Annotated in this window: 16 protein-coding genes; 9 read left to right on the top strand and 7 right to left on the bottom strand. The window is 46.9% G+C overall.

Features of this window, described 5'->3' with window-relative positions:
• Positions 1–360 precede the first annotated feature (360 nt).
• Positions 361–1,572 (top strand): hypothetical protein, encoded by a 1,212-nt coding sequence (locus H9625_RS01930; RefSeq protein WP_191762842.1) that lies wholly within the window; start codon positions 361–363, stop codon positions 1,570–1,572.
• 18 nt (positions 1,573–1,590) lie between these two features.
• Positions 1,591–3,165 (top strand): OmpP1/FadL family transporter, encoded by a 1,575-nt coding sequence (locus H9625_RS01925; protein ID WP_087213051.1) that lies wholly within the window; start codon positions 1,591–1,593, stop codon positions 3,163–3,165.
• Positions 3,166–3,346: 181 nt separating this feature from the next.
• On the opposite strand, the gene H9625_RS01920 is transcribed toward H9625_RS01925, so the two are convergent.
• Positions 3,347–5,257 carry a family 43 glycosylhydrolase gene (locus tag H9625_RS01920; protein ID WP_394354908.1) on the bottom strand — a complete coding sequence of 637 codons (1,911 nt, stop codon included), beginning with the start codon at positions 5,255–5,257 and terminating at the stop codon, positions 3,347–3,349.
• A 232-nt stretch (positions 5,258–5,489) separates the two neighbouring features.
• Between H9625_RS01920 and H9625_RS01915 the strand changes: the two genes are divergently transcribed.
• From H9625_RS01915 to H9625_RS17555, 7 genes are all read left to right on the top strand, one after another.
• Complete coding sequence (locus H9625_RS01915) at positions 5,490–7,844, top strand: beta-galactosidase (RefSeq protein ID WP_191762840.1); 2,355 nt, start codon at positions 5,490–5,492, stop codon at positions 7,842–7,844.
• A 272-nt stretch (positions 7,845–8,116) separates the two neighbouring features.
• Entirely contained in the window at positions 8,117–10,060 is a 1,944-nt protein-coding gene (locus H9625_RS01910) for a glycogen debranching enzyme N-terminal domain-containing protein (protein ID WP_022041177.1), read from the top strand.
• Between the two features lie 15 nt (positions 10,061–10,075).
• Entirely contained in the window at positions 10,076–11,350 is a 1,275-nt protein-coding gene (locus tag H9625_RS01905) for a glycosyltransferase family 4 protein (RefSeq protein WP_191762839.1), read from the top strand.
• A gap of 15 nt (positions 11,351–11,365) precedes the next feature.
• Positions 11,366–12,730: a glycoside hydrolase family 57 protein gene (locus H9625_RS01900; RefSeq protein WP_022041175.1), complete on the top strand. Its 1,365-nt coding sequence runs from the start codon at positions 11,366–11,368 to the stop codon at positions 12,728–12,730.
• 369 nt (positions 12,731–13,099) lie between these two features.
• Positions 13,100–13,303: a hypothetical protein gene (locus H9625_RS01895; RefSeq protein ID WP_191762838.1), complete on the top strand. Its 204-nt coding sequence runs from the start codon at positions 13,100–13,102 to the stop codon at positions 13,301–13,303.
• A 291-nt stretch (positions 13,304–13,594) separates the two neighbouring features.
• Complete coding sequence (locus tag H9625_RS01890; RefSeq protein WP_191762837.1) at positions 13,595–15,856, top strand: GH92 family glycosyl hydrolase; 2,262 nt, start codon at positions 13,595–13,597, stop codon at positions 15,854–15,856.
• Between the two features lie 17 nt (positions 15,857–15,873).
• Positions 15,874–17,139 carry a glycerophosphodiester phosphodiesterase family protein gene (locus H9625_RS17555; protein WP_225226192.1) on the top strand — a complete coding sequence of 422 codons (1,266 nt, stop codon included), beginning with the start codon at positions 15,874–15,876 and terminating at the stop codon, positions 17,137–17,139.
• 97 nt (positions 17,140–17,236) lie between these two features.
• Here H9625_RS17555 and carB read toward each other — a convergent pair whose 3' ends face one another.
• The 6 genes from carB to H9625_RS01855 all read right to left on the bottom strand — a co-directional run bounded on the left by carB (position 17,237) and on the right by H9625_RS01855 (position 24,975).
• Positions 17,237–20,464, bottom strand: a complete 3,228-nt coding sequence (carB, locus tag H9625_RS01880) for a carbamoyl-phosphate synthase (glutamine-hydrolyzing) large subunit (RefSeq protein WP_191762836.1) — start codon at positions 20,462–20,464, stop codon at positions 17,237–17,239.
• 132 nt (positions 20,465–20,596) lie between these two features.
• Positions 20,597–21,673, bottom strand: a complete 1,077-nt coding sequence (carA, locus tag H9625_RS01875) for a glutamine-hydrolyzing carbamoyl-phosphate synthase small subunit (RefSeq protein WP_087211457.1) — start codon at positions 21,671–21,673, stop codon at positions 20,597–20,599.
• A gap of 1 nt (position 21,674) precedes the next feature.
• Complete coding sequence (locus H9625_RS01870; RefSeq protein WP_191762835.1) at positions 21,675–21,848, bottom strand: hypothetical protein; 174 nt, start codon at positions 21,846–21,848, stop codon at positions 21,675–21,677.
• Entirely contained in the window at positions 21,845–22,024 is a 180-nt protein-coding gene (locus H9625_RS01865; RefSeq protein WP_022041168.1) for a hypothetical protein, read from the bottom strand. Before H9625_RS01865 ends, H9625_RS01870 begins: the two co-directional genes overlap by 4 nt.
• A 1-nt stretch (position 22,025) precedes the next feature.
• Complete coding sequence (locus H9625_RS01860) at positions 22,026–23,072, bottom strand: glycoside hydrolase family 43 protein (protein ID WP_013619434.1); 1,047 nt, start codon at positions 23,070–23,072, stop codon at positions 22,026–22,028.
• Positions 23,073–23,091: 19 nt separating this feature from the next.
• The gene (locus tag H9625_RS01855) at positions 23,092–24,975 is read right to left on the bottom strand and encodes an amidophosphoribosyltransferase (RefSeq protein WP_013619433.1); all 1,884 of its coding nucleotides are present in this window, start codon (positions 24,973–24,975) and stop codon (positions 23,092–23,094) included.
• Positions 24,976–24,996 lie beyond the last annotated feature (21 nt).

Below are 24,996 nucleotides of genomic sequence, written 5' to 3'. Positions count from 1 at the left end.
CCTCATCACAGAAGCGAAAATGCCTCAAAAACTCATCCCAAATCATCGCACGATAAATTCAAAACAGCTTCTAAAACAGTTTTTTATAGAAAAATTGGTTTGTGAAAATGGAATGGAACACAGAGGCACAAATTGCCCATTGTCAATTCTTCTGTGTCTCTGTGTTCAATGGAACGAATCATGCGGAATTTCAGTATTTCATTTTGGATTGACTATAAATAATTCTAAAATAGGGAAAACCCTACCGCGAAATAGGGAAATCCTACTTGCGAGATACAAGATTCTCGCTAACTTTGTATTGCAGGAATAGGCAGGTTCCGGCAGATTATGGTAAACAATAAATTTTTAATAGGTATGAAGATGAAGATAAGATTAGGCGTTTCGTTGCTGATAGCTTGCTTGCCGTGGCTGGCTATGGCACAGAATGACGACCTTTATTTTGTTCCGAAGAAAGAAAAGAAGGCGGAAACGAAAACCGAGGTGCGTCAGGTGACGAGGCAGACAACAACGACTACAACTACAACGGCATCGGTTTCTCCGGGCACAACAGTGGTGGTAAAGGACGTGACGGGGAAAACGCGTGACATTGATGAATACAACCGCCGGTATACATCGAGAGAGAATACGTTCAGCATGCAGAACGATACCCTATACATAGAAGAGAAACCTTACGGCGAACGGGGTGAATGGGTGAACGGCTTCGAAGGTTCGCAAGACGATTACGAATACGCCATGCGTATCGTCCGTTTCCGTAGTCCGGCGTATGCCATTCCTATCAGCAGCCCCTTGTATTGGGATGTTGTGTATGGTGCTTTTCCATCATGGGACTGGAACGTATACGACGATGGATTATATGCTTACGTGTTCCCCACCTATTCTAATCCGTTGTGGTGGGACTGGCGCTGGAACTGGAGTATAGCCGGTCCGCGTTGGGGATGGTACTCGCCATGGCATTATGGCGGGTGGTATTCTTCGTATTGGTATGGCGGTTACTGGGGCGGTTGGTATGCCGGCTATTGGGGACCGTGGCATCATCCGCATCCGTATTGGGGAGGCAGCGGATGGCATCGTCCGGGACATACAGATTACAGGTACACGCGTTATGAAGGCTATTCCGGTTCTCGCCGGAGCCGTATGGTAAGCGGCACGCAATCTACGAGAAGACGTGTTGTCAATGGCTCCTCATCAGGAGCACGCCGGTATACGAATGGTAGGGTAGTCCGTCCAAGTACAGGAGGAGAAGGTGTATCTGTCCGTCCTTCAGTTCAGTCGTTGGGAAACCGGAACAACGGGGTAGGAAATGTCCGTCCTTCACGCGGTAATAGCAGTTACGTACGTCCGAGCAGTACGATAGACCGGACCGGCTCGTCTTATAACCGTCCAAGCAGTACACGACGTACATACAATCAGGTTTATAATCGTAACGTGAATAATTCGAATAAAACCCGCAGCTATAATTCGAACCGTAACAGTTTCTCAAGTGGAGGAAGCAGATTCAATCGGGGTTCAATGGGAGGCGGAAGCACACGTACACGTAGTACAGGTGGAGGCGGTGGTTCACGTAGAAGATAAATTAGTTAAACTACAGATATGAAAAAGATAAGCATGATAGCCTTACTGCTTGGCTGTATGTCGGCAGTGATGGCTCAAAATCAATATGATGTAGTCCGTTATATGGACGATGATTTAAATGGGACAGCTCGTTTTGTCGGCATGGGAGGTGCGATGAGTGCGTTAGGAGCGGATATCTCGACCATTGGAACCAATCCTGCAGGTATTGGACTATTTCGGGGAAATGATGTTACGGTCTCATTTGGCATGAACAATAATCAGGCAAAATCGGATATGGGTGGTTCGGTTGCCAATGAGAAACGAACGAAAGCTTCGTTCGACCAGGCGGGACTGGTGTGGAGCACGAAAATAGGCAACAAGACCAATATCCGTTATTTGAATTTTGCATTTAATTATCACAAGCGTGCTAACTTTAATCGCCAGTTCTCAACATCGGGACAATACGCCAATGGTGCTTCACTTACGTGGCAAATGGCGGATATGTTGCTGAACGCAGGTTATTATAATACGGAGGTAGATTTTGCGGAGTTGTATGATGCCGAAAATCCATACATCGACGAGTATTTTTACGGTACTCCTTTTTTGGGCGCATTAGGTGCACGCACTCATTTGGTTTCTCCCATCCTTCAATCATCTGAATCGGGTGATCGGATAGTAGGTATGGAAGGTTGGAAGGCGTTAAGTAATCAATATTACAGTCGTGAGGAAGGAAGCGTCAACGAGTATGATATCAATATGGCTGTCAATGTGCAGGACCGTTATTATTTTGGTGTGACATTAGGTATATATACCCTCGATTATAATCGTTATTCATCGTATGGTGAAACATTGTCGGGCAATGGCAGTTATACTTTAAACAACTTTTATAGTGCAGACGGTTCGGGTATTGATTTGAAATTGGGAGCAATTGTCCGTCCGTTTGCTTATTCGCCGTTCCGTATAGGTTTGGCGATTCATACCCCGATATGGTACTCGATAACCGAACGTTATACGGCTAATTTAACTTCTAACCTGCCGGGGTTTGGAGAAATGACTGAAAATTTAGCTGATTATCTTCATCCTCAGTATGTCCGTGATTTTCGTCTGACCACTCCTTGGCGTTTCAATGTCAGTATGGGAACGGTAGTAGGGGGCATCATGGCGTTGGATGCAGAATACGAATATGCCAAATATTCTTCTGCCAAGTTGTCTGAAACGGACGGTAGTGAATACATTAACGGAACGGCAGCTGTAAATGAGTCGTTAAAAGGTGTTCATACATTTCGTGTCGGTATGGAAACAAAAGTATCATCGACGTTCAGCGTGCGTGCCGGTTATAATTTCCGTTCGGCATTGATATACGATGATTCGTATAAAAATATCGCAGATACTGACGAGACGCGTACGAATCCGGAATATATGAATACGAAGTCATTGCAGGCCGTAACGGTAGGTCTGGGCTATCGGGGTAAGCTGTTCTATGCCGACTTGGCTTATAAGTACGATTTTTATAAGGCCGACTTTTATGCGTTTGATTTGGAGGAAGGTCTTCCTGCCGTCAAAGTAAACAATGACCGTCATCAGCTGTTGTTCACGTTAGGTGTGCATTTTTAAGAATGTCTTAGAACCTGTTTAAATTTTCCAATAAAGTAATATTCTATCAGGTTCTGAACGCTGAAAAGATTTTAACCGGAAGACACAGAAATACAAAGTTTTATGGTGAATATCAAATATTTTTGTATCTCTGTGTCTTTTTGTTGATTCTTATATTGGTACGAAGTCGTTTTTAGATGATTTACCTGTTGAGTGTCACGCGTCTGATGGTTCCGTCTTCATTGAACTCAAGCCGGTCGATGCAGACTTCGCGGTGCACGCCCGGACCTTTGTCTTTATCCAGATAATTCTTGTTGATGCGGTGGTAGACGATGTACCATTCATCGGTACCTGGTTTGCGTACGACAGAGTTATGCGCCGGTCCGTAGATTTCTTTTGCCGGGTCTTGAATGGTTACGATAGGATCCTTGGCTACCTTTATCGGACCGAGAGGCGAATCGGATGTGCCGTATGCCACATGATAGTTGGGCGAGCCGGTATCGTCTACCGACCATAAGAAGTAATAGGTACCTTTTCGGTAGAATACATACGGGGCTTCGCGATAGGCATAGTCTTTCAGGGTTCCGCCTTTGGGAGTCAACACCTTGATGGTTTCTTTCTTTACCGATACCATATCGCTGTTCAGTTCGGCTCCTGCCATGTAACCGTTGCCCCAATATATATAAGGTGTACCAGTCATTGGGTCGGTAAATACATCCACATCAATTTGCTGCCCGTGTCCGGCAGGAGAATCGGTGATGATGGGTTGTCCCATGTCCTTAAACGGACCTGTGGGCGAGTCGGCTATGGCTACACCGATTTGTTTGCGCGAATTGTCGTTCGGGTTGCCGCTATAATAGAAGAAGTATTTGTATTTTCCGTCTATCAGTTTTTCTTCAATGGCGGGTGCCCATGCATTGCCGTTTGCCCAAGGAACCTGTGGAGAGCGCAGGTCGAGGATGACGCCTTCATAAGTCCAGTCTTTCAGGTCGGGCGAAGAGAATGCCGTAAAATACCAGCCTCCCCATCCGGGCTGACCGTCGGTAGTGGAATAGATGTAATATTTATCAGTTTTCTTTGAATAAAGTATTTCCGGGTCGGCATGAAAACCGGGCAATACCGGATTCTGAGGCAATTCGCCCAGTTCCTCCGGCTTTCCCCATTTATCTGTAATGCGTTTCAGTTCGGCACGGGTAATGGGGATAACGGTTCCGTGACGTGGATGGAAGTTCATCTTTACTGCATGGTCAATCACTTTAAAGTGTTCCAGGTCGGTGGTTTCCGTAAATTGGTAAGCCCCTTTCATGTACACGTCATACATCAGGATGTATTTGTCCTGTCCTATCAGTTTGAATGTGCCTGCACCTTCTACCGCTTCTTTGGTCTGTTGCTTGTAGTCGGGGCTTTCTTCCCATTCCCCAGATGTAAGCGAGCGGGTAGTAGCAACTTTGATGCCGTTTCCATGTCCTTCTGTTTTATAGAACAGATGGTACACTCCGTCCTTATAGACAATATCCCCGTCAATGCAGGATTTCTTGTCGGCAGGAATAAACAAAGGTTTAGGTTCACCGGTCAGGTCGGTGAAGTCCTCGTTGGCGTATGCGTAATAGATAACGTCCGGTCCGCCTTCGTATTGCATGGACCAGTAAAGCATATACTTGCCTGCTTCTTTATCGAAGATGGTTTGAGGCGCCCATACCCGTTTCAGCTTTTCCTGTCCTTTATAGCGCTTCTGCATGTTGATGATGGAGTGCGACCAGTTGACAAGGTCGGTAGATTTCAGCATCACCAGAGCGCGGTTCGAATCCCATCCGTTATCCGACACCATATCGGTCACGACCATGTAGAAAGTCTTTCCGTCTTCGCACCGCAGGATATGCGGGTCGCGTACACCTCCGGTCGAACTGATGACTTTCGAGTCGAGCACCGGCTTGTTGCCGTTCAGTGCATAAAAAGAATACCCGTCCATACTGACGGCAAAACATACCGCTTCTTCACTGATGTGGTTTCCGGTGAAATACGTGAAGAGATAGCCTACATAGTCTTTTTCTTCTGTCTGGGATGCCCGCGATACTGAAATTGTCAGCAGAAACAACGCGAGCAAGGCAAGCATACGTGTCTTGTAATTCATGGTTAATTGTTTTTGGTTAATAGTATTTGTTTGGATTATTCTTTTAACAAAGATAGGGCTTTCTGCATTACGATGTATGCGAGAAAGTGTTTTTGACCGGTTTATGCCTCTAATTTGACTGATTATTTTCTCTTTCGGCTATCCATTTTTTCCTATCTTTGTGCAGACAATCTGATAACATGAAATTATTTGTTAACTTTTAAAGAAAACTTGTATGAATAAATTGGCAACTATTGGCGTGTCGCTTCTGCTTTCTATTGGAGCGATGACTGGATTTCAGTCGTGTGCGCCGAAAGCTGAAAGCGGAACGTTTGAGGCAGGGAAAGGAAGTTTCCTGCTCAATGGCGAGCCTTTTGTGGTAAAGGCTGCCGAGTTGCATTATCCTCGTATTCCACGTGCCTATTGGGAGCATCGCATCAAGCAATGCAAGGCGTTAGGGATGAATACAATTTGCCTGTATGTTTTCTGGAATTTCCATGAAGAGAAGCCGGGAGAGTTCGACTTTACCGGGCAAAAGGACTTGGCTGAGTTCTGCCGCCTGTGCCAGAAGAATGATATGTATGTTATCCTCCGTCCCGGTCCGTATGTATGTGCCGAGTGGGAAATGGGCGGTCTGCCCTGGTGGCTTTTAAAGAAAAAAGACATCCGTTTGCGTGAGGACGACCCGTATTTCCTGGAACGTGTGGCTATCTTCGAGAAAGAAGTTGCCAATCAGGTGGCTGGATTGACCATACAAAAGGGCGGCCCTATTATTATGGTACAGGTAGAGAATGAATACGGATCGTATGGCGAAAGCAAGGAATATGTAGCGAAGATACGCGACATCGTGCGCGAGAATTTCGGCGATGTAACCTTGTTCCAATGCGACTGGGCATCCAATTTCCAACTCAATGCATTAGACGATTTGGTGTGGACCATGAACTTCGGTACAGGTGCGAATATCGACGAACAGTTTGCTCCATTAAAGAAAGTACGTCCCGACAGCCCGTTGATGTGTAGCGAGTTCTGGAGCGGATGGTTCGACAAATGGGGAGCCAATCACGAGACCCGTGCGGCAGATGATATGATTGCCGGCATTGATGAAATGCTTTCAAAGGGTATTTCGTTCAGTCTTTACATGACTCACGGCGGTACCAACTGGGGACACTGGGCTGGAGCGAACTCGCCGGGATTTGCACCGGATGTGACTTCGTATGATTATGATGCGCCTATCAGCGAATCGGGAAAGATTACGCCGAAATACGAGAAATTGCGTGAGACCTTGGCGAAATATATGGACGGAAAGAAGCAGGCTAAAGTGCCCGATGATATCCCGACTATCTCCGTACCGGCTTTCGAGTTTACCGAAGTGGCTCCGCTGTTCGCTAATCTGCCCGAACCGAAGAGCGATGATACCATCCGCACGATGGAAGAGTACGATCAGGGATTCGGAAGCATTCTTTACCGCACAACTTTGCCCAAGATTGACCGTTCGGCTACACTTACCGTAACCGAAGCTCATGATTATGCACAAATCTTTATTGACGGGAAATATATCGGCAAACTGGACCGCCGGAACGGGGAAAAGCAACTGGATATTCCGGCATGTGCCGAAGGTGCGCAATTGGATATCTTGGTGGAAGCCATGGGACGTATCAATTTCGGACGGGCTATCAAAGACTTTAAAGGAATTACCGAAAAGGTCGAATTGAAGAACGGAGGACGTACTACCGAATTGAAAGGCTGGAAGGTTTATAACCTGGAAGACCGTTACGAATGGTATAAAGGTTTGAAGTTTGAACCGCTGAAGTCGGTAAAAGATGCGCAAGGCCAGCGTGTGCCGGGTTGCTACCGGGCTACATTCCACGTAGAGAAGCCGGGCGATACGTTCTTGAACTTTGAAACATGGGGCAAAGGCTTGGTTTATGTAAACGGATATGGCATCGGACGCATTTGGGAAATCGGTCCTCAGCAGACATTGTATGTCCCGGGATGTTGGTTGAAAGAAGGCGAAAATGAAATATTGGTATTTGATATCGTAGGTCCAAAAGAAGCCCGTACGGAAGGGTTGGAAGAACCGATTCTGAACCAATTGCTGGTGAATAAGCCGCTGACACATCGCAATAAGGGTGAAGAACTCCGGCTTGCGGGAGAGACTCCGGTATTGAGCGGAAGCTTCAAAGCGGGCAACGGATGGCAGGAAATGAAATTCGGCAAGCCGGTTTCGGGACGTTATGTCTGTATAGAAGCCTTGAATGCGCAAGACGGAAAAGACTTGGCATGTATTGCCGAAATGTATCTGCTTGATGAAAACGGAGAACGTCTTTCGCGTGAACCGTGGATTGTAAAATATGCGGATAGCGAAGATGTATCGCAAGTAAACCGTTCGGCGGATAAGATTTTCGATTTGCAGGAGTCTACCTACTGGAGTACCGAAACCGGTTCGGCTTATCCTCATGCGGTCGTAATTGATTTGGGAGCGAAGCATACCCTGACTGCAATCCAATATCTGCCCCGTATGGAAAGCAATGTGCCCGGAGGCATCAAAGATTTTAAAGTATATGTGAAAGGCGAAAATTTCTCTTATTAACATTAGATCTTCAGTCCCCGATTGGAACATCAGACATCATTTTTGTGTATCTTGTTCCGATTGGGGCATTTAGTTAGGCCGATGTCTTAAATTATGCTATAAAACACACATTCTGTAATATAGTGTTGCCTGTAATAAGAAAAATGCAATTTTTTTAGGTAAACGGGAAAAAAAAACGAACTTTTCATTTTGCCTTGTTTATTTAATTACTAATTTTGAGGTGTTAAAGAAATAACATTTTTTATGCAATTAATAACCTTAATATAACAGCTATGAGTTATTTACGATTTGACAAGACGCTGATGACGAATTTGGAAGAATCTTTGACACGTGAAATTCTTCGGACTAATCGTTCTGGCGCGTATCATTGCTCTACAATAGTAGATTGCAACACTCGCAAATACCATGGTTTATTGGTCATCCCCGTGCCGGAACTGGATGATGAAAACCATGTGTTGTTGTCCTCGCTCGATGAAACGGTCATCCAGCATGGGGCTGAATTTAATCTGGGACTCCATAAATATCATGGAGACACTTTCAGTCCGCGTGGTCACAAGTACATCCGAGAGTTCGAATGCGAGAAAGTGCCTACTACTATTTACAGAGTGGGAGGTGTAGTGCTGAAGAAAGAAAAGTTGTTCGTGCATCATGAGAACCGTATTTTGATTCGTTATACTTTGCTGGACGCTCATTCCAGTACGACACTTCGCTTGCGCCCGTATTTAGCTTTCCGTAGCGTACGTCAGTACACTCATGAAAACGCACAGGCAAGCCGCCAGTATGATACCGTAAAAAACGGAATCAAAACATGTATGTATCCGGGATATCCCGAATTGTTCATGCAGACCAATTGCCCGAACGAATTCCATTTCCAACCGGATTGGTACCGGGGCATAGAGTATCCGAAAGAACAAGAACGCGGATACGATTTCAATGAAGACCTGTATGTGCCGGGGTATTTCGAAATGGAAATCACTAAAGACCATCCGGTTGTGTTCTCGGGAGGCATTTCGGAAATTGAAACCGCTAATCTGGACCAACTCTTCTCGGAAGAAGCAGACCGCCGTACTCCGCGCGACAATTTCAAGCATTGCCTGATTAATGCCGCCCACCAGTTCCTGAACAAACAAGGAGACGAGTCATACGTCTTGGCAGGCTACCCATGGTTCAAATGCCGTGCGCGTGACATGTTCATCTCTCTGCCGGGACTGATGCTTGCCATCAATGAAACAGACAAGTTCGAAACGGTGATGGACACGGCATCTAAAGCGATTTACGAATTCATGAAAGGCGAACCCGCAACGCTGAAAGTCTACGAAATGGAACATCCGGATGTATTGTTATGGGCAGTATGGACTATCCAGCAATACGCAAAAATGGTATCACGCGATGCGGCACGAAGCAAATACGGGGCATTATTGAAAGACATCATGACGTATCTTACCGAAGGAAAACATCCGAACCTGAAAGTATGTGATAACGGACTGGTATATGCCCAAGGAAGAGACAAAGCCATTACGTGGATGAATGCAATGTCGAACGGCCGTCCGGTTACTCCGCGTACAGGATATATCGTCGAATTCAATACACTGTGGTACAACGCGTTGATGTTTGCCGGAGAATTGCTGGGCGAAGGAGGTGATACAGAATTTGCCGGAACCTTAACCCAATTGGCAGAAAAAGCAGGAAAGGCATTCATTGACACATTCTTGAACGAATACGGTTATCTGCTCGATTACGTAGACGGAGACATGATGGACTGGAGCGTACGCCCGAACATGATTTTTGCAGCAGCATTCGATTATTCTCCGTTGAATGCCAAACAGAAGAAAGGCGTGGTCGATATTGTGACAAAGGAACTTCTTACTCCGAAAGGTTTACGCTCGTTAAGCCCGAAGAGCGGAGGCTACAACCCGAATTATGTAGGCCCGCAAATCCAACGCGATTACGCTTACCATCAAGGTACGGCATGGCCCTGGCTGGAAGGATTCTATCTCGAAGCCTATTTGCGCATCTACAAGCGTAGTGCCATTTCGTTCGTAGAACGTCAGATGATTAGCTTCGAAGACGAATTGTCACTCCATTGCGTAGGCTCTATTCCTGAATTATTCGATGGAAACCCGCCATTCAGAGGCAGAGGAGCCATTTCGTTCGCCATGAACGTGGCTCAAATATTGAGAACTTTAAATCTGTTAGAAAAATATGACAATCAGTAAAAGGGAGGAAATACTATGAAAGTTTTAATGTTTGGATGGGAATTTCCTCCCCATATCTTGGGAGGTTTAGGTACAGCCAGTTACGGACTTACCAAAGGTTTAGCGCAACAAGAGGACATGCAGATTACCTTCTGCATACCGAAGCCATGGGGAGATGAAGACCAAAGCTTCTTGAAAATCATCGGCATGAACAGCGTACCTATCGTATGGCGCGATGTAGAATGGGATTACGTAAAAAGCCGTGTAGGAAACTATATGGACCCGCAGCTCTATTACGACTTGCGCGACCATATCTATGCCGATTTCAACTATATGCATACCAATGATTTGGGTTGCCTTGAATTTTCAGGGCGTTATCCGGATAATTTGCATGAAGAAATAAACAATTATTCCATTGTGGCGGGAGTGGTTGCCCGTCAGCAGGAATTTGATATCATCCATTCGCACGACTGGCTGACCTATCCGGCAGGTATTCATGCCAAGCAGGTATCAGGCAAACCGTTGGTCATCCATGTTCATGCTACCGATTTCGACCGTAGCCGTGGCAATGTAAACCCTACGGTTTATTCCATCGAAAAGAACGGTATGGACCACGCCGATTGCATCATGTGTGTGAGTGAATTGACACGACAGACGGTTATTCATAAATACTATCAGGATCCGCGTAAAGTCTTTACGGTCCACAATGCCGTGTCTCCGTTGTCAAAAGAGATTCAGGATATTGTACCGCGTAAAAATCCGAAAGAGAAAATCGTTACCTTCCTGGGACGTATCACCATGCAGAAAGGACCGGAATATTTTGTTGAAGCGGCTGCGATGGTATTGCGCCGTGCGCGTCACGTGCGTTTCGTCATGGCAGGTAGCGGTGATATGATGAATGCCATGATTCGTCTGGCTGCCGAAAGAGGCATTGCCGACCGTTTCCATTTCCCGGGCTTCATGAGAGGCAAACAGGTGTACGAGGTATTGAAAGCCAGCGATGTGTACATCATGCCTTCCGTATCCGAGCCGTTCGGCATATCGCCACTGGAAGCTATGCAATGTAGTGTGCCTACCATTATTTCCAAGCAGTCGGGGTGTGCCGAAATCTTGAGTAAATGTATAAAGACCGATTATTGGGATATTCATGCCATGGCAGATGCCATTCATGCTATTTGTACTTATCCGGCATTGTACGAATACCTGCGCGATGAAGGAAAGAAAGAAGTCGACGGTATTGTATGGGAGAAAGTAGGCGTGAAGATTCGCGGCTTATACGAACAGACTTTAAAAAATTGTGGAAAACTATAATTATACAAAATCGATATGAAAACAATCTGTCTTTACTTTGAAATACATCAGATAACACATCTCAAACGCTATCGTTTTTTTGAAATTGGTACAGACCATTATTACTACGATGATTACGCAAACGAACAGGGCATCAACGACGTGGCGGAACGTTCGTATATTCCGGCATTGACCACCCTGATTGAAATGGCAAAAAACAATGAAGGAGCTTTTAAGGTTGGTCTTTCCATTTCAGGTGTAGCACTCGAACAATTGGAGATACATGCACCGGCTGTTATCGAACTGTTGCAGGAACTGAATGCCACAGGCTGTTGCGAATTTATATGCGAGCCTTATTCTCACGGCTTGTCTTCGTTGGCAAACGAAGAATGCTTCCGTGAAGAAGTAGAATTTATGCGTAAAAAAATCAAGGATTATTTCGGTCAGGATCCGAAAGTGTTCCGTAATTCCAGCTTGATTTACGACAATGAAATAGGTGGAATCGTAGCCAGCATGGGCTTTAAGGGCCAACTGATAGAAGGTGCGAAGCATGTGTTGGGATGGAAGAGCCCGCACTATCTGTATCATTGCGCCGAGAACCCGAATCTGAAACTGTTGATGCGCGACTTCAAGCTGTCGGATGATATCAGCCTGCGCTTCTCTAATTCGGAATGGAGCGAATATCCCTTGTTTGCAGATACTTATATAGACTGGATTGCCACTTTGCCCGAAAACGAACAGGTCATCAACATTTTTATGGAACTGTCGGCTCTCGGTATAGCACAACCGTTGTCTTCCAACATCCTGGAATTCTTGAAAGCATTGCCTGCATGTGCCAAGCAGCGGGGCATCACATTCTCGACCCCTACCGAAATTGTTACGAAATTGAAATCGGTAGATATGATGGATGTGCCTTATCCGATGTCTTGGTCGGATGAAGAAAGAGACATCAGTCCATGGCTGGGTAATGTGATGCAGCGCGAAGCGTTTAACAAACTGTACAGTGTGGCCGAGCGTGTGCATTTGTGCGACGACCGCCGTATCAAGCAAGACTGGTTCTACCTGCAGGCAAGCAATAATTTCCGTTTTATGACTACAAAAGATACGGGAGTTGGGCTGGATAGAGGTATCTATGATTCACCTTATGATGCATTTACTAATTATATGAACATCTTAGGCGATTTCTTGGCTCGTGTCAATTCGTTGTATCCGGCAGATATGGACAATGAAGAGTTAGGGTCTTTGCTTACCACTATCAAGAATCAAGGTGAAGAGTTGGTTCAGCTGAACGATGAGGTGACCAAGCTTCAAGCCGAATTGAAGAAATCTGAAGCTAAGAAGCCTGCGGCAAAGAAAACAACAACCACAAGAAAGACAGCTGCGGCTAAGAAAGAAAAGTAATTTTTTCAGATATTTGAGAAACTGTTTTGAATTTATCGTGTGCTGGTTGGGGATGGGTTTTTAAGGCATTTCCAATACTGTGAAGAAGAAGACAGCAAGCTATCTGACAAGAACAGAAGCGGAAAGGATTAAAAAATTGCCCAAAACGCATACGAAAACGAATACATTAAGCCAAGAATACTTTTTGTAGAAATTCAAAACAGTTTTTGTTAAGTTTGCGCCCGATTTCATATGAATGAAGTCGGGCGTTTTTAGTAATAATAGCATGAGTGCATTTCTTGTAAGATTATTAATCTTCATGCCGAAAGATTATTAATCTTCACGCTGTAAGATTAATAATCTTAGAAGCTGTTTTGAATTTATCGTGCGATGATTTGGGATGAGTTTTTGAGGCATTTTCGCTTCTGTGATGAGGAAGATAGCGGGCTATCTGACGAAGAACAGGAGCGAAAAGAACCAAAAAATCGCCCAAAGCACACACGAAAACGGATACATCAAGCCAAGAAAAACTTTTTGGAGAAATTCAAAACAGCTTCTTACAAACAATGCAGCTATATTGGGATGAGTTTTTGAGGCATTTCCGTTTGTGTGATAAGGAAGATAGCGGGCTATCTCTGACGAAAAACAAAAACGGGAAGAACCCCCCAAATCGCCCAAAGCACACACGAAAACGAATACATCAAGCCAAGAAAACTTTTGGAATATTTCAAAACAATTTCTTATTGCCATACAAAGATTATTTTTTCACCCAATCATGGAAACTAAGGAATAGGTTTCTTTGACAGAGAAGGTAAAAAAATGTATCTTTGTAAAAACATCAACCCAACCATTATCAACTTTTTACATAAAATACAATAGAGCAACATGAAACTTCAAAAACTGATTGGCTTGACGGCTGGTTTGTGCCTAAGCGGCATAATTTACGCCTCCGCTCAAACGCAACTGACCGACTATGTAGACCCGCGCATCGGGTCGGAAGGACTGGGACGGGTATTTATCGGTCCGTCTTGCCCTTATGGAATGGTCAAACCTTCGCCCGACTGCACTCCTTCACCCAATAGCGGCTGGCTGCCCATGCCCGAACGGGTGGACGGATTCTCGCAAGTACACGTAAGCGGAACCGGAGGAGGTCCCAAGTATGGGAATATTTTAGTGACGCCTTTCTGCAACGGAATGGACCAAACCCAACACTTGGATTATCGGGCTTACGAAAACATCCGGCTGGGATATTACGATACCCGATTTAAGCAGAGCGGCATCCGTACGGAAATCACCACCACGGAGCGGGCTTCGTTCTACCGCTTCACCTATCCCGCTGATTCCTTGAAATCATTGGCTATCGATGCCGGTTTCTTCTTGGGAGAAAGCCCCGTGCCCGATGCACGTGAAGCCCAACAGTTCGTAGGTTCGGAAATAGAAATCCTGTCCGACCATGAAGTGAGCGGCTATACCCGAATCCGGGGAGGCTGGAACAACGGACGCGCCTATACGGTTTACTTTTACGCCGAAACCGACAAGCCTTTCACCCAGTGCCGCACATGGAAAGGAAGCAAGATAACCGACGAACGCTCCCAATTCGATTCGTATGAGAAAACCGGCGCCTTGCTCCGTTTTGCCGAAGGAGACTCGGTGGTGCAACTGAAAATCGGCATCTCTTTCCTGAGCAGCCAACGTGCCAAGCACAATGCCCGTACCTACATTCCCCACTGGTCTTTCGAAAAAGTGCATAACGGCCTGCTGGCACAATGGGAAAAGCTGTTCAAGGCGATTGAAATCGCTCCCGAAACTCCCGAAACGCAAAAGCGGATGTTCTATACCGCGCTCTATCACACGATGATTATGCCCGTAGACCGCACCGAAGAGAATCCGCTTTGGAACGACCCTGAGCCTTATTACGATGACTATTACGCCATTTGGGACACTTACCGCACCTCTACCCCACTCATCACACTTATCGACCCGCAACGCGAAACCGACATAGTGCGCTCGCTCATCACCATCTATAAACGGGATGGATACATGCCCGACGCACGAAGCGGAAACGCCAACGGACGTACGCAAGGAGGCTCGAATGCCGAAATCGTCATCGCCGACGCTTTTGTGAAAGGCTTGAAAGGCATCGACTATGAACTGGCGCTGAAAGCGATGTTGCAGGATGCTACCGCAGCACCCGGAGGAAATCAGGAAGCGGAAGGACGCGGCGGACTGGTGCCTTACCTGGAATTGGGCTACATCCCCCACGGCATCCCACGTGCAGGAAACCGTACCGTAGAATATGCGTATTGCGATTATGCCATTGCTCTGGTAGCTAAAGGACTGGGAAAAGAAGACCTCTACCGACACTACCTGAAACAATCGGAGAATTGGAAAAACCTGTGGCGAAGCGATTACGAACACGAAGGGGCAAAAGGATTCATCATGCCGCGCGACAAGGAGGGAAACTGGCTCGACCAGATACCTTTCGGTAACTCGAAAGTGCTGAAGCCTACGTACACCTACACACCGGTCACCTTCGAAGGACCGTGGTACATCCCGTGGTGGGACATGTTCTTCTACGAAGCCAGCTCGTGGGAATACTCGCTCAGCATCCCTCACGATGTGCCGGGGCTTATCGCACAATGCGGAGGGAAGGAGAAATTCGAAGAACGCCTCGACATCTTCTTCGACAAAGGCTTTTATAATGTGAACAACGAGCCTTCGTTTCTTACCCCCTGCCTGTATCACTGGATAGGGAAACCCTGGCGGAGCGATGACCGCATCCGCGAAATCATCACCACCCACTTTAACGACTCTCCGATGGGACTTCCCGGAAACGATGATTCGGGAGCGATGTCTTCGTGGCTTGCCTTCCACATGACAGGACTTTATCCCAATGCCGGACAAGACTATTATCTGATACATGCCCCGATGCTGAAAGAAACCACCTTCCATCTGGAAGACGGAAAAGACTTTACCATCCGAGCAGAACGCCTCTCGGACGAGAACCGGTACATCCAGTCGGTTACTTTGAACGGGAAGGATTACCCTTACTCCGCCCTGCGCCATAAAGACCTCGTGGCTGGCGGCGAACTGGTATTGAAGATGGGAAACAAGCCCGGCAAATGGGGAACAGAATTAGGATTATAAACGAATATAGTTGCATCATGAAAAAGATATATCTTCTCTCTTTATTGATTATAGGTGCATGCTGCACCGGAAGTATATGCGCGCAAACCGCCCTGCCTGATACATTACTGTTCGTGTTCAAACTCCACGGACAGACCCGCAAATACGAAATGTCATTCCGCGAAAAGAACGACACGTTGCGCATCGACTGGCGCATCTTGCGGAACCTGCATTGGCAAAAAGGAAGCTACCTGATGGCTCCCGCATCGCAAGAAGCGGGAAACTCATTATGCTTCCTCCAGCCCGTAGACAAAGAAAACCGCCTGTTAGGCATAAACGAAACCGCCTACATGCTCTCACGCCAAGCCTACAAGGAACTGAAGACGACCGGGGCATTTCACTATAACCAGACGGTTTACAAGAAAGGAAACAAAAAAGGAGAAGCCTTGGGATGCCCGCTCATCTATTGCATAGACCAAACCGAAGGAGCAGAAATATGGATATTGGATAATGAGTCCCTGCCCTTGATATGGAAGATGCAGAACAATCCGCTGAACGTAAACTGGCAGGTAGAGCATCCTTCTGCTACATACAAGGATCCGATAGAGGTAGTGGTACACCGGGGCGCCAACCATTTGGCACCCGAAAACACGGTGGCTTCGGCATACGCAGCTTTGGAACACGGTGCCACGTGGATAGAGCTGGATGTACGGAAAAGCAAAGACGGAGTGCTGTATAACCTGCACGACGAGACCCTCGACCGCACCACCAACGGGCAAGGCGCATTAGCCGATATGAATTCTGACGAAGTGGACAAATTAGACGCAGGAAGTTGGTTTGGAAAAGAATATGCCGGCACACGTATCCCCCGCATCTCGGAAATGCTCGATTCGCTCTACGGAAAAGCAAATGTATTCTTCGATGTGAAACGCGGCACGCCCGTAAAAGACCTCGTAAGACTGGTCCGCCAGAAAGGATTCGCCACGAACAGTTTCTTCTGGTTCGCCGATGAAGGAATGCTGAAAGAGTTTGTCCGCCTTGCTCCGGAAATGAAAATCAAGGTAAACGCTGGTGACATCGCCCGCCTGCAATATTGGATGACGGTATGCCGCCCGTCGTACGTAGAAATCAATCCCGAACAAATCACACCGGAATTCAAGGCGTTCTGCAAGGCTAACGGCATCCGCATTATGGCAGCTATCCTAAACGCAAATGAAAAAGCCTATCGCACTGCTATAGAGAAAGAGCCAGACTTGGTCAATCTGGACCAGCCTGAACTTTTTCAGAAAGTGCTTGCCGAATAAAAGACGATTTCACTTATACACAAGAAAGAGGCTGTATCAAAATAAAAATTAGTTTTCATTTTGATACAGCCTCTTTTTCTATCTGAAAAATCGACCTTTATTTATACTCGTCCCAACTCTTGATGGCTATGTCATCAATGCTCATCGAGCAAAATGCATTGATAAACGCACTTGCCAGACGGGCATTTGTTATCAACGGGATATTCAAGTCAATAGCCGCACGACGAATCTTGTAACCATTGGTAAGTTCACCTACCGACAAGTCACGCGGAATGTTCACCACCATATCGATTTCTTTCTTATGAAGCATCTCAAGTGCCTGCGGATGTCCTTCTTCGCTGGGCCAGTACACACGGGTATTCTCAATGCCGTTCTCGGTGAGGAACTTCGAAGTACCGCCAGTAGCATAGAGATTATAGCCTTTCGCTTTCAATGCACGCGATGCCTGAAGCATATCCACCTTCTGCTTGGTGCTACCCGTAGAAAGCAGAATATTCTTTTCAGGAATACGATATCCCACCGAAAGCATCGCTTTCAGGATGGCGCATGAAGTATCATCACCCAAACAACCGACTTCGCCCGTAGATGCCATATCCACGCCCAATACAGGGTCGGCTTTCTGCAAGCGGTTAAACGAGAACTGGCTCGCCTTAATGCCTACATAATCCAGTTCGAAGAGGTTCTTTTCAGGTTTCTCTACCGGAAGCCCGAGCATCACCTTAGTGGCAAGTTCAATGAAGTTTATCTTGAGCACCTTGCTCACGAACGGGAACGAACGGGAAGCACGGAGGTTACACTCAATCACCTTGATATCATTGTCGCGGGCAAGGAACTGGATATTGAACGGTCCGGAAATGTTCAGTTCCTTGGCTATCTGACGGGAAATGCGCTTGATACGGCGCACTGTCTCCACATACAGTTTTTGGGGAGGGAACTGAATGGTAGCATCTCCCGAATGTACACCGGCAAACTCGATATGCTCGGAGATGGCATAAACGATAATCTCACCGTTCTGAGCCACGGCGTCCATTTCCACTTCCTTGGCATGTTCGATGAACTGGCTCACTACTACCGGATGTTTTTTCGATACATTGGCGGCAAGCTGCAAGAAACGTTCCAGTTCGTCTTGGTTGGAACAAACATTCATAGCGGCTCCTGAAAGTACATACGACGGACGTACCAATACCGGGAAACCGACTTTCTGAATAAAGGCGTTGATGTCGTCCATCGAAGTCAGTGCGCTCCATTCGGGCTGGTCTACACCGATGCGGTCGAGCATAGCCGAGAACTTATCGCGGTCTTCAGCATTGTCGATACTCTTGGCAGATGTTCCCAAAATGTTCACTTTTTGTGCATCGAGGCGCATGGCAAGATTGTTTGGAATCTGACCGCCAGTCGAAACAATGACTCCATGCGGATTTTCCAAGTCAAGAATATCCATTACGCGTTCAAATGTCAGTTCGTCGAAATAGAGACGATCGCACATATCATAGTCAGTAGAAACCGTTTCGGGATTATAGTTAATCATTACCGAACGATACCCTTCCTCGCGGATGGTATTCAATGCCTGCACGCCGCACCAGTCAAATTCCACCGATGAACCGATACGGTAAGCTCCTGAACCAAGCACCACAATACTCTTGTGGTCGCCCAAATAATGCACATCGTTTGCCACACCGTTATACGTCAGATACAGATAGTTGGTCTGTGCAGGATATTCAGCGGCAAGGGTATCAATCTGTTTTACGACCGGAAGTACACCGATGGCTTTACGATACGCACGCACGGCAAGAATACCGTCTTCCATCTCACCTTGATAACCGATGGCACGTGCCACCTGAAAATCGGAAAATCCCTGACGTTTGGCTTTATAAAGCAATTCTTTCGGAAGTTCGGAAAGCTGTATATGATTGTTCCCCCATTCGTGCAGTTCTTTGGAAGTCTGCATAATGTTTTCCAGTTTGTAAAGGAACCATTTGTCTATCTTGGTCAGGTCGTGGATTTGGTCAACGGTATAACCGGCACGCATCGCCTTCGAAATAACAAAGATACGCTTGTCGGTAGGTTCGCGCAATGCCTTGTCGATATCGGCAATGACCAGTTCTTTGTTTTCTACAAAACCGTGCATGCCCTGCCCTATCATACGAAGGCCTTTCTGAATCGCTTCCTCAAACGTACGTCCGATAGCCATAACTTCGCCTACCGACTTCATCGAAGAGCCTAACTCACGGTCTACACCGTGGAACTTGCCCAAGTCCCAGCGCGGAATCTTACATACCACATAGTCGAGTGCTGGTTCGAAAAATGCCGATGTGGTCTTGGTCACTGAGTTCTTCAGGTCAAACAGTCCATAGCCCAGTCCCAACTTGGCAGCTACAAATGCCAGCGGATACCCTGTTGCCTTCGATGCCAGTGCAGAGGAACGGCTCAGACGGGCATTTACCTCAATCACACGATAGTCTTCCGATTCAGGGTCGAAAGCATATTGCACATTACATTCGCCCACGATACCGATGTGACGGATGATACGGATGGCAAGCTCGCGCAGCTTATGGTATTCACTGTTGGTCAGCGTCTGGCTCGGAGCAATGACGATACTTTCACCCGTATGAATGCCCAGCGGGTCGAAGTTTTCCATATTGCAGACCGTGATGCAATTGTCGAACCGGTCACGCACTACCTCGTATTCCACTTCTTTCCATCCTTTCAGGCTCTTTTCCACCAAAACCTGCGGAGAGAAGGAAAATGCTTTTTCCGCCAGCACATTCAGTTCTTCTTCGTTATCGCAAAAGCCTGAACCAAGACCTCCCAAGGCGTATGCTGCACGGATAATAACCGGATAGCCCAAGTCGCGTGCCGCCTGGCGTGCCTGCTCAATATTCTCGCAAGCCTCGCTCTTGATGGTCTTCACGTTGATTTCATCCAGCTTCTTCACAAAGAGTTCGCGATCTTCCGTATCCATAATGGCCTGTACGGGAGTACCCAATACCTGCACGCCGTATTTCTCGAACACCCCTCCCTGATAGAGAGCGACACCGCAATTCAATGCCGTTTGTCCGCCAAACGAGAGCAACACCCCATCCGGACGTTCCTTATCGATGACTTTCTCCACAAAATAAGGAGTGACAGGAAGGAAATAAATCTTATCAGCCACACCTTCCGAAGTCTGCACCGTAGCGATATTGGGATTGATAAGCACCGTTTCGATACCTTCTTCCTTAAGAGCCTTCAGTGCCTGCGAACCGGAATAATCAAATTCGCCAGCTTCACCGATCTTCAATGCGCCGGAACCCAGCAACAATACTTTCTTTATGTTATCTTTCATTGATATTTCTATAATTAGTTGTTAGTTCTTATTCCTTTTTTGAAACGCAGATTAGCGCAGATTCACGCAGATTAAATTTTTTATTAAAATAATCCGCGGAAATCTGCGTTAATCCGCGTTTTATCCTAAATCTCAGAGCAGTTTCACGAACTCATCGAAAAGGAATTCCGTATCTGTAGGCCCGCTGGCTGCTTCCGGATGAAACTGAGCCGAGAACCAAGGATTGCATTTGTGGCGGATTCCTTCGTTCGAGCCATCATTCATGTTGATGAAAAGCGGTTCCCAATCGGCTCCCAAGGTATTATTGTCCACCGCATATCCGTGATTCTGCGAAGTGATGAAACAACGCTCCGTCCCTACCATACGTACCGGCTGGTTATGGCTCCGATGACCGTACTTTAACTTATATATTTTTGCACCTCCTGCCTTCGAAAGCAACTGATTCCCCATACAGATACCGAAAATGGGAAGTTTTTCGTTCTGCATCGCTTTGCGGATGTTCTGCACAGCCGCATCGCACGTATCAGGGTCGCCCGGTCCGTTGGAAATAAAAAGCCCGTCAAAGTCCAGTCCGTTAAAGTCGTAATCCCAAGGCACACGGATAACCTCCACACCGCGCTTGAGCAGACAACGGATGATATTGGACTTCACCCCACAATCCACCAACACTACCTTCTTGCGCCCGTTACCCTCGTTATAGCGAATCACGTCCTTACACGATACTTTATCCACATAGTTCACTCCGGCGTATTGCGCTTCGGGAACGTTGTCCGGTTCATCATCGAACACAATCTTTCCCATCATCACACCGTGCTCACGCAACACCTTCGTAAGTTCGCGTGTGTCAATGCCTGTGATACCGGGAATCTGCTCACGCTTCAACCAGTCCGCCAAGCTCTCCACAGCATTCCAGTGGCTATACCGCTCGCTATAATCACTCACGATAATCGCCTCAGCATGTATTTTTTCACTCTCCATAAAAGTAGGCAAACCGTTCGCCTCGAATGTGAACGGAGGCACCCCGTAGTTTCCTACCAGCGGATAAGTCAACGTCATCAACTGACCTGCATACGAAGGGTCTGTCAGGCTTTCCGGATATCCGGTCATCGCCGTATTAAACACCACTTCACCCGCTACCGGCTTCTCATAACCGAACGACTTGCCGTGAAACCGGCTCCCGTCGTCAAGGATTAACGTCACGTTTCTCATTCTAATCTAATTCGTCTTTATTGTTTTGTGTTTTTTTCTTATTCTTAGTATAAAGATAAATTCCTATAGCAACTAAACAAAGGCCTATCAGCAAATTATTCGCTATTATCGCAATACCCATACCTAAAGCTATAAATACAAGCCAAAGATAATTTTTGTCCTTTTGTTCACTCATTGCTTTTTATTATCTTTCTTTCCTTTCAAACCGCAATCAATAGTAATGCCAACGAGTAAGCCTAAGGGCATCCATAAGGCTATGTTATCAAGGCAAACACCGATTGTCACTCCCAGCATCAGCCCTACTGCCAAACCATATCCGGCATCAAATTTCGATTTGTTTTTCTCTTCCATATCACTTTTTCATTTGTTCATCCGACCATTTCTGAAGGCGTTCGTATTCCTCTTTCGTAAGCCGCATAAACGAACCATGCTGAGGATGGGCTACGCCTTCAAGGGTAACGGGCGAATGAAAATTCTGAAGGTATTCATCAGCCTGGCAAATGCGGTACCGCTTGGGATTGGATGAATATTCGATATAAGCAACGCGCCACGTAGAATCGCCCACCAGCTGGAATGCCGAGCAGCCTTCGCACTTCTTGTTGCCCTCGAACTTCACATAATCGTTTTCATCCTTTATCTTATAAGGTCCGGTCAGTTTGTCAGAAGTAGCGGCAAAGATGCCCGGCGTACCTCCCTCTTTCTTGATAAGCATGTGGTAAAGTCCGTCGGCAGGCACATAGTTGATGTCAGCATCAATGGTAGCATAACCCCAGTCGACCAGCACACGAGGCTTGGTCAATCGGGTGAACGAAGCATCGGCGTACGAATAAAATACCCGGTCGTATTGGTCCTCGGCAGGATTGAGCAAGGAATAATAAATCATGTATCCTCCTTTGGTTCCGTCGGGCCATACATAAGCAGGGTCCCAAAAGATTTGAGGTGCCCATACCCGCTTGATGCCGGCATAATCCTTATACACATCCGGTGAATCGGGATCGCAGAAAATATCCGGTCCCTTGCGGAAGTCGAAGGTAGTAGAAGTCCAATGAATCAAATCATCGCTACGGAGCAGGTTGATGCCATAGTTAAACCATTGCTTGCTCTTTCCGACACACATGTCAGTAGTAACCATCAGATAGCCTTTCCCGTCCGAGGTACGGCAGATAAAAGCATCGCGCGCGCCTCCCTCAATAGGCGAAAGCTTCTGCACATCATACACGGGACCTCCGTCCAACAGGTCGTGATAGTTCAGTCCGTCGCGGCTCAAGGCGTATGCCGTCCATTCCCCGCGTCCGCTCATGTGGCAATACAGATACCCGTAATCGCCTTTCTGCACATTTTGCGCATGTCCTCCGGCAAGAGCCAAAGCTGCAACCGAAGCCAAGAAAAATCTTCTCATGCCTTATTATATATAGGAGTTAAAATTGGTATATTTGTTCAATGTAATCAATAAATGCCTTGTTGACCAGTTTCACGCCCCCTGGAGTAGGATAGTCACCGCTGAAGTACCAGTCTCCTTCATGGTCGGGACAAGCCTCGTGCAAGCCATCGAGCGTCTGGTAAACGATTTCCACTTTTGCCTGTGTGCCCACAGGGGTAAGAAGTTCCACCATCTTGCGTGAGATTTCCTCATCGGTAAATGGTGCATAGATTTCTTTCACATAATTCACCATCTCTTCTTTAGGCAAGCCCACTTGCTCTTTCGACTTACGGTATGCATCTTCGATGACGCGACGCATCCCCCTGTCCTCCAACAAGGCAATAGCGGCACGGAAAGCTATGAACTGCTCCATACTTGCCATATCAATGCCGTAATAGTCGGGATAACGCACTTGGGGCGAAGATGACACAATGACAATCTTTTTCGGATGCAAACGGTCGAGAATACTAATAATGCTCTGCTTCAACGTAGTTCCCCGCACGATGCTATCGTCGATTATCACCAGGTTATCGGCATAGGGGACCAGACTTCCATACGTTACATCATATACATGGGCGGCAAGGTCGTTCCGCGTATTGCCTTCGGCGATAAATGTACGCAACTTGATATCCTTGATAGCTACCTTTTCGCTCCGGATGCGTTGCGACAGGATTTGTTCCAGTTCCGTATGGCTGGGCTTATGCCCCAATGCCTCGATGCGCTGCACCTTGAGCTGGTTCAGGTAATTGTCGAAACCTTCCAACATGCCATAGAATGCCACCTCCGCCGTATTCGGAATAAAAGAAAATACGGTATGCACCACATCGTAATCGATTACTTTCAGAATCGGATCCACCAGTTTCTGTCCCAAGAGTTTCCGTTCGCGGTAGATATCCATATCGCTTCCCCGGCTGAAGTAAATGCGTTCGAACGAACAAGCCTTCTTCTTCTTCGGCTCATTGATTTGCTCCAGACGCATCTGCCCCTTCTTGTTCACCCAGATAGCCTGCCCGGGCAAAAGTTCGTTGATGCTGTCTGCAGGCACATTCAGTACCGTCTGAATGACCGGCCGCTCGGATGCAAGTACCATAATCTCATCGTCCATATACCAGAATCCCGGACGGATGCCCCACGGGTCACGCACGGCAAACGCTTCACCGCTTCCCGTCAGCCCGCATATCACATATCCTCCATCCCACTTCGGAGTAGAAGTCTTCAACACATTGGTAATGTCAATACGGTCTTCAATCGTATGCGTAATGTCCATTCCTTCCAGCCCTTCCGCCTTACATTCATTATAAAGGCGTTCCACTTCGCGGTCGAGCCGGTGCCCCACCTGTTCCAGCATGATATACGTATCGGCATACTTGCGCGGATGCTGACCCGCGGCTGTAATGTCGGCAAATATCTCATCGACATTCGTCAAGTTGAAATTGCCGCACAAGGCAAGGTTCTTTGCCCGCCAATTATTGCGCCGCAAAAAGGGATGCACATACGAAATGCCACTTTTGCCTGTGGTAGAGTAACGCAGATGCCCCATATAAAGCTCGCCGGCAAAAGGCAGGCATTGCTTGGCATATTCCGCATCTGCCATCTGTTCGGGAGTAAGCTCTTTGAAATAACCGTGCACCGTTCCGAATATTTCGGTAATCGCTCCCGACCCTAACCCTCTTTCACGGAACATGTATTCCTCTCCCGGATTTGCCTGAAGCTTTACACACGCCAGTCCGGCACCTTCCTGCCCGCGGTTGTGCTGCTTTTCCATCAACAGATACAACTTGTTGAGCCCATACATCCATGTTCCGTATTTCTCTTGATAATATTCCAACGGTTTAAGCAACCGTATCATCGCTACTCCGCATTCGTGTTTAAGTGGTTCCATATTGCTCGTTTTCGTTTAGTC

Origin of the sequence: Phocaeicola intestinalis, from assembly GCF_014837065.1 — a bacterium.
Taxonomy (GTDB): Bacteria; Bacteroidota; Bacteroidia; order Bacteroidales; family Bacteroidaceae; genus Phocaeicola; species Phocaeicola intestinalis.
Note: the sequence above shows the minus strand (reverse complement) of the source record. Positions and strands in the feature narration are given on the sequence as shown.

Bases quoted from the DNA above. Each gene is read 5' to 3' on its own strand.
- H9625_RS01930 (WP_191762842.1), top strand. From the start codon at position 361: ATGAAGATAAGATTAGGCGTTTCGTTGCTGATAGCTTGCTTGCCGTGG.
- H9625_RS01925 (WP_087213051.1), top strand. From the start codon at position 1,591: ATGAAAAAGATAAGCATGATAGCCTTACTGCTTGGCTGTATGTCGGCA.
- H9625_RS01920 (WP_394354908.1), bottom strand. From the start codon at position 5,257: ATGCTTGCCTTGCTCGCGTTGTTTCTGCTGACAATTTCAGTATCGCGG.
- H9625_RS01915 (WP_191762840.1), top strand. From the start codon at position 5,490: ATGAATAAATTGGCAACTATTGGCGTGTCGCTTCTGCTTTCTATTGGA.
- H9625_RS01910 (WP_022041177.1), top strand. From the start codon at position 8,117: ATGAGTTATTTACGATTTGACAAGACGCTGATGACGAATTTGGAAGAA.
- H9625_RS01905 (WP_191762839.1), top strand. From the start codon at position 10,076: ATGAAAGTTTTAATGTTTGGATGGGAATTTCCTCCCCATATCTTGGGA.
- H9625_RS01900 (WP_022041175.1), top strand. From the start codon at position 11,366: ATGAAAACAATCTGTCTTTACTTTGAAATACATCAGATAACACATCTC.
- H9625_RS01895 (WP_191762838.1), top strand. From the start codon at position 13,100: ATGATTTGGGATGAGTTTTTGAGGCATTTTCGCTTCTGTGATGAGGAA.
- H9625_RS01890 (WP_191762837.1), top strand. From the start codon at position 13,595: ATGAAACTTCAAAAACTGATTGGCTTGACGGCTGGTTTGTGCCTAAGC.
- H9625_RS17555 (WP_225226192.1), top strand. From the start codon at position 15,874: ATGAAAAAGATATATCTTCTCTCTTTATTGATTATAGGTGCATGCTGC.
- carB (WP_191762836.1), bottom strand. From the start codon at position 20,464: ATGAAAGATAACATAAAGAAAGTATTGTTGCTGGGTTCCGGCGCATTG.
- carA (WP_087211457.1), bottom strand. From the start codon at position 21,673: ATGAGAAACGTGACGTTAATCCTTGACGACGGGAGCCGGTTTCACGGC.
- H9625_RS01870 (WP_191762835.1), bottom strand. From the start codon at position 21,848: ATGAGTGAACAAAAGGACAAAAATTATCTTTGGCTTGTATTTATAGCT.
- H9625_RS01865 (WP_022041168.1), bottom strand. From the start codon at position 22,024: ATGGAAGAGAAAAACAAATCGAAATTTGATGCCGGATATGGTTTGGCA.
- H9625_RS01860 (WP_013619434.1), bottom strand. From the start codon at position 23,072: ATGAGAAGATTTTTCTTGGCTTCGGTTGCAGCTTTGGCTCTTGCCGGA.
- H9625_RS01855 (WP_013619433.1), bottom strand. From the start codon at position 24,975: ATGGAACCACTTAAACACGAATGCGGAGTAGCGATGATACGGTTGCTT.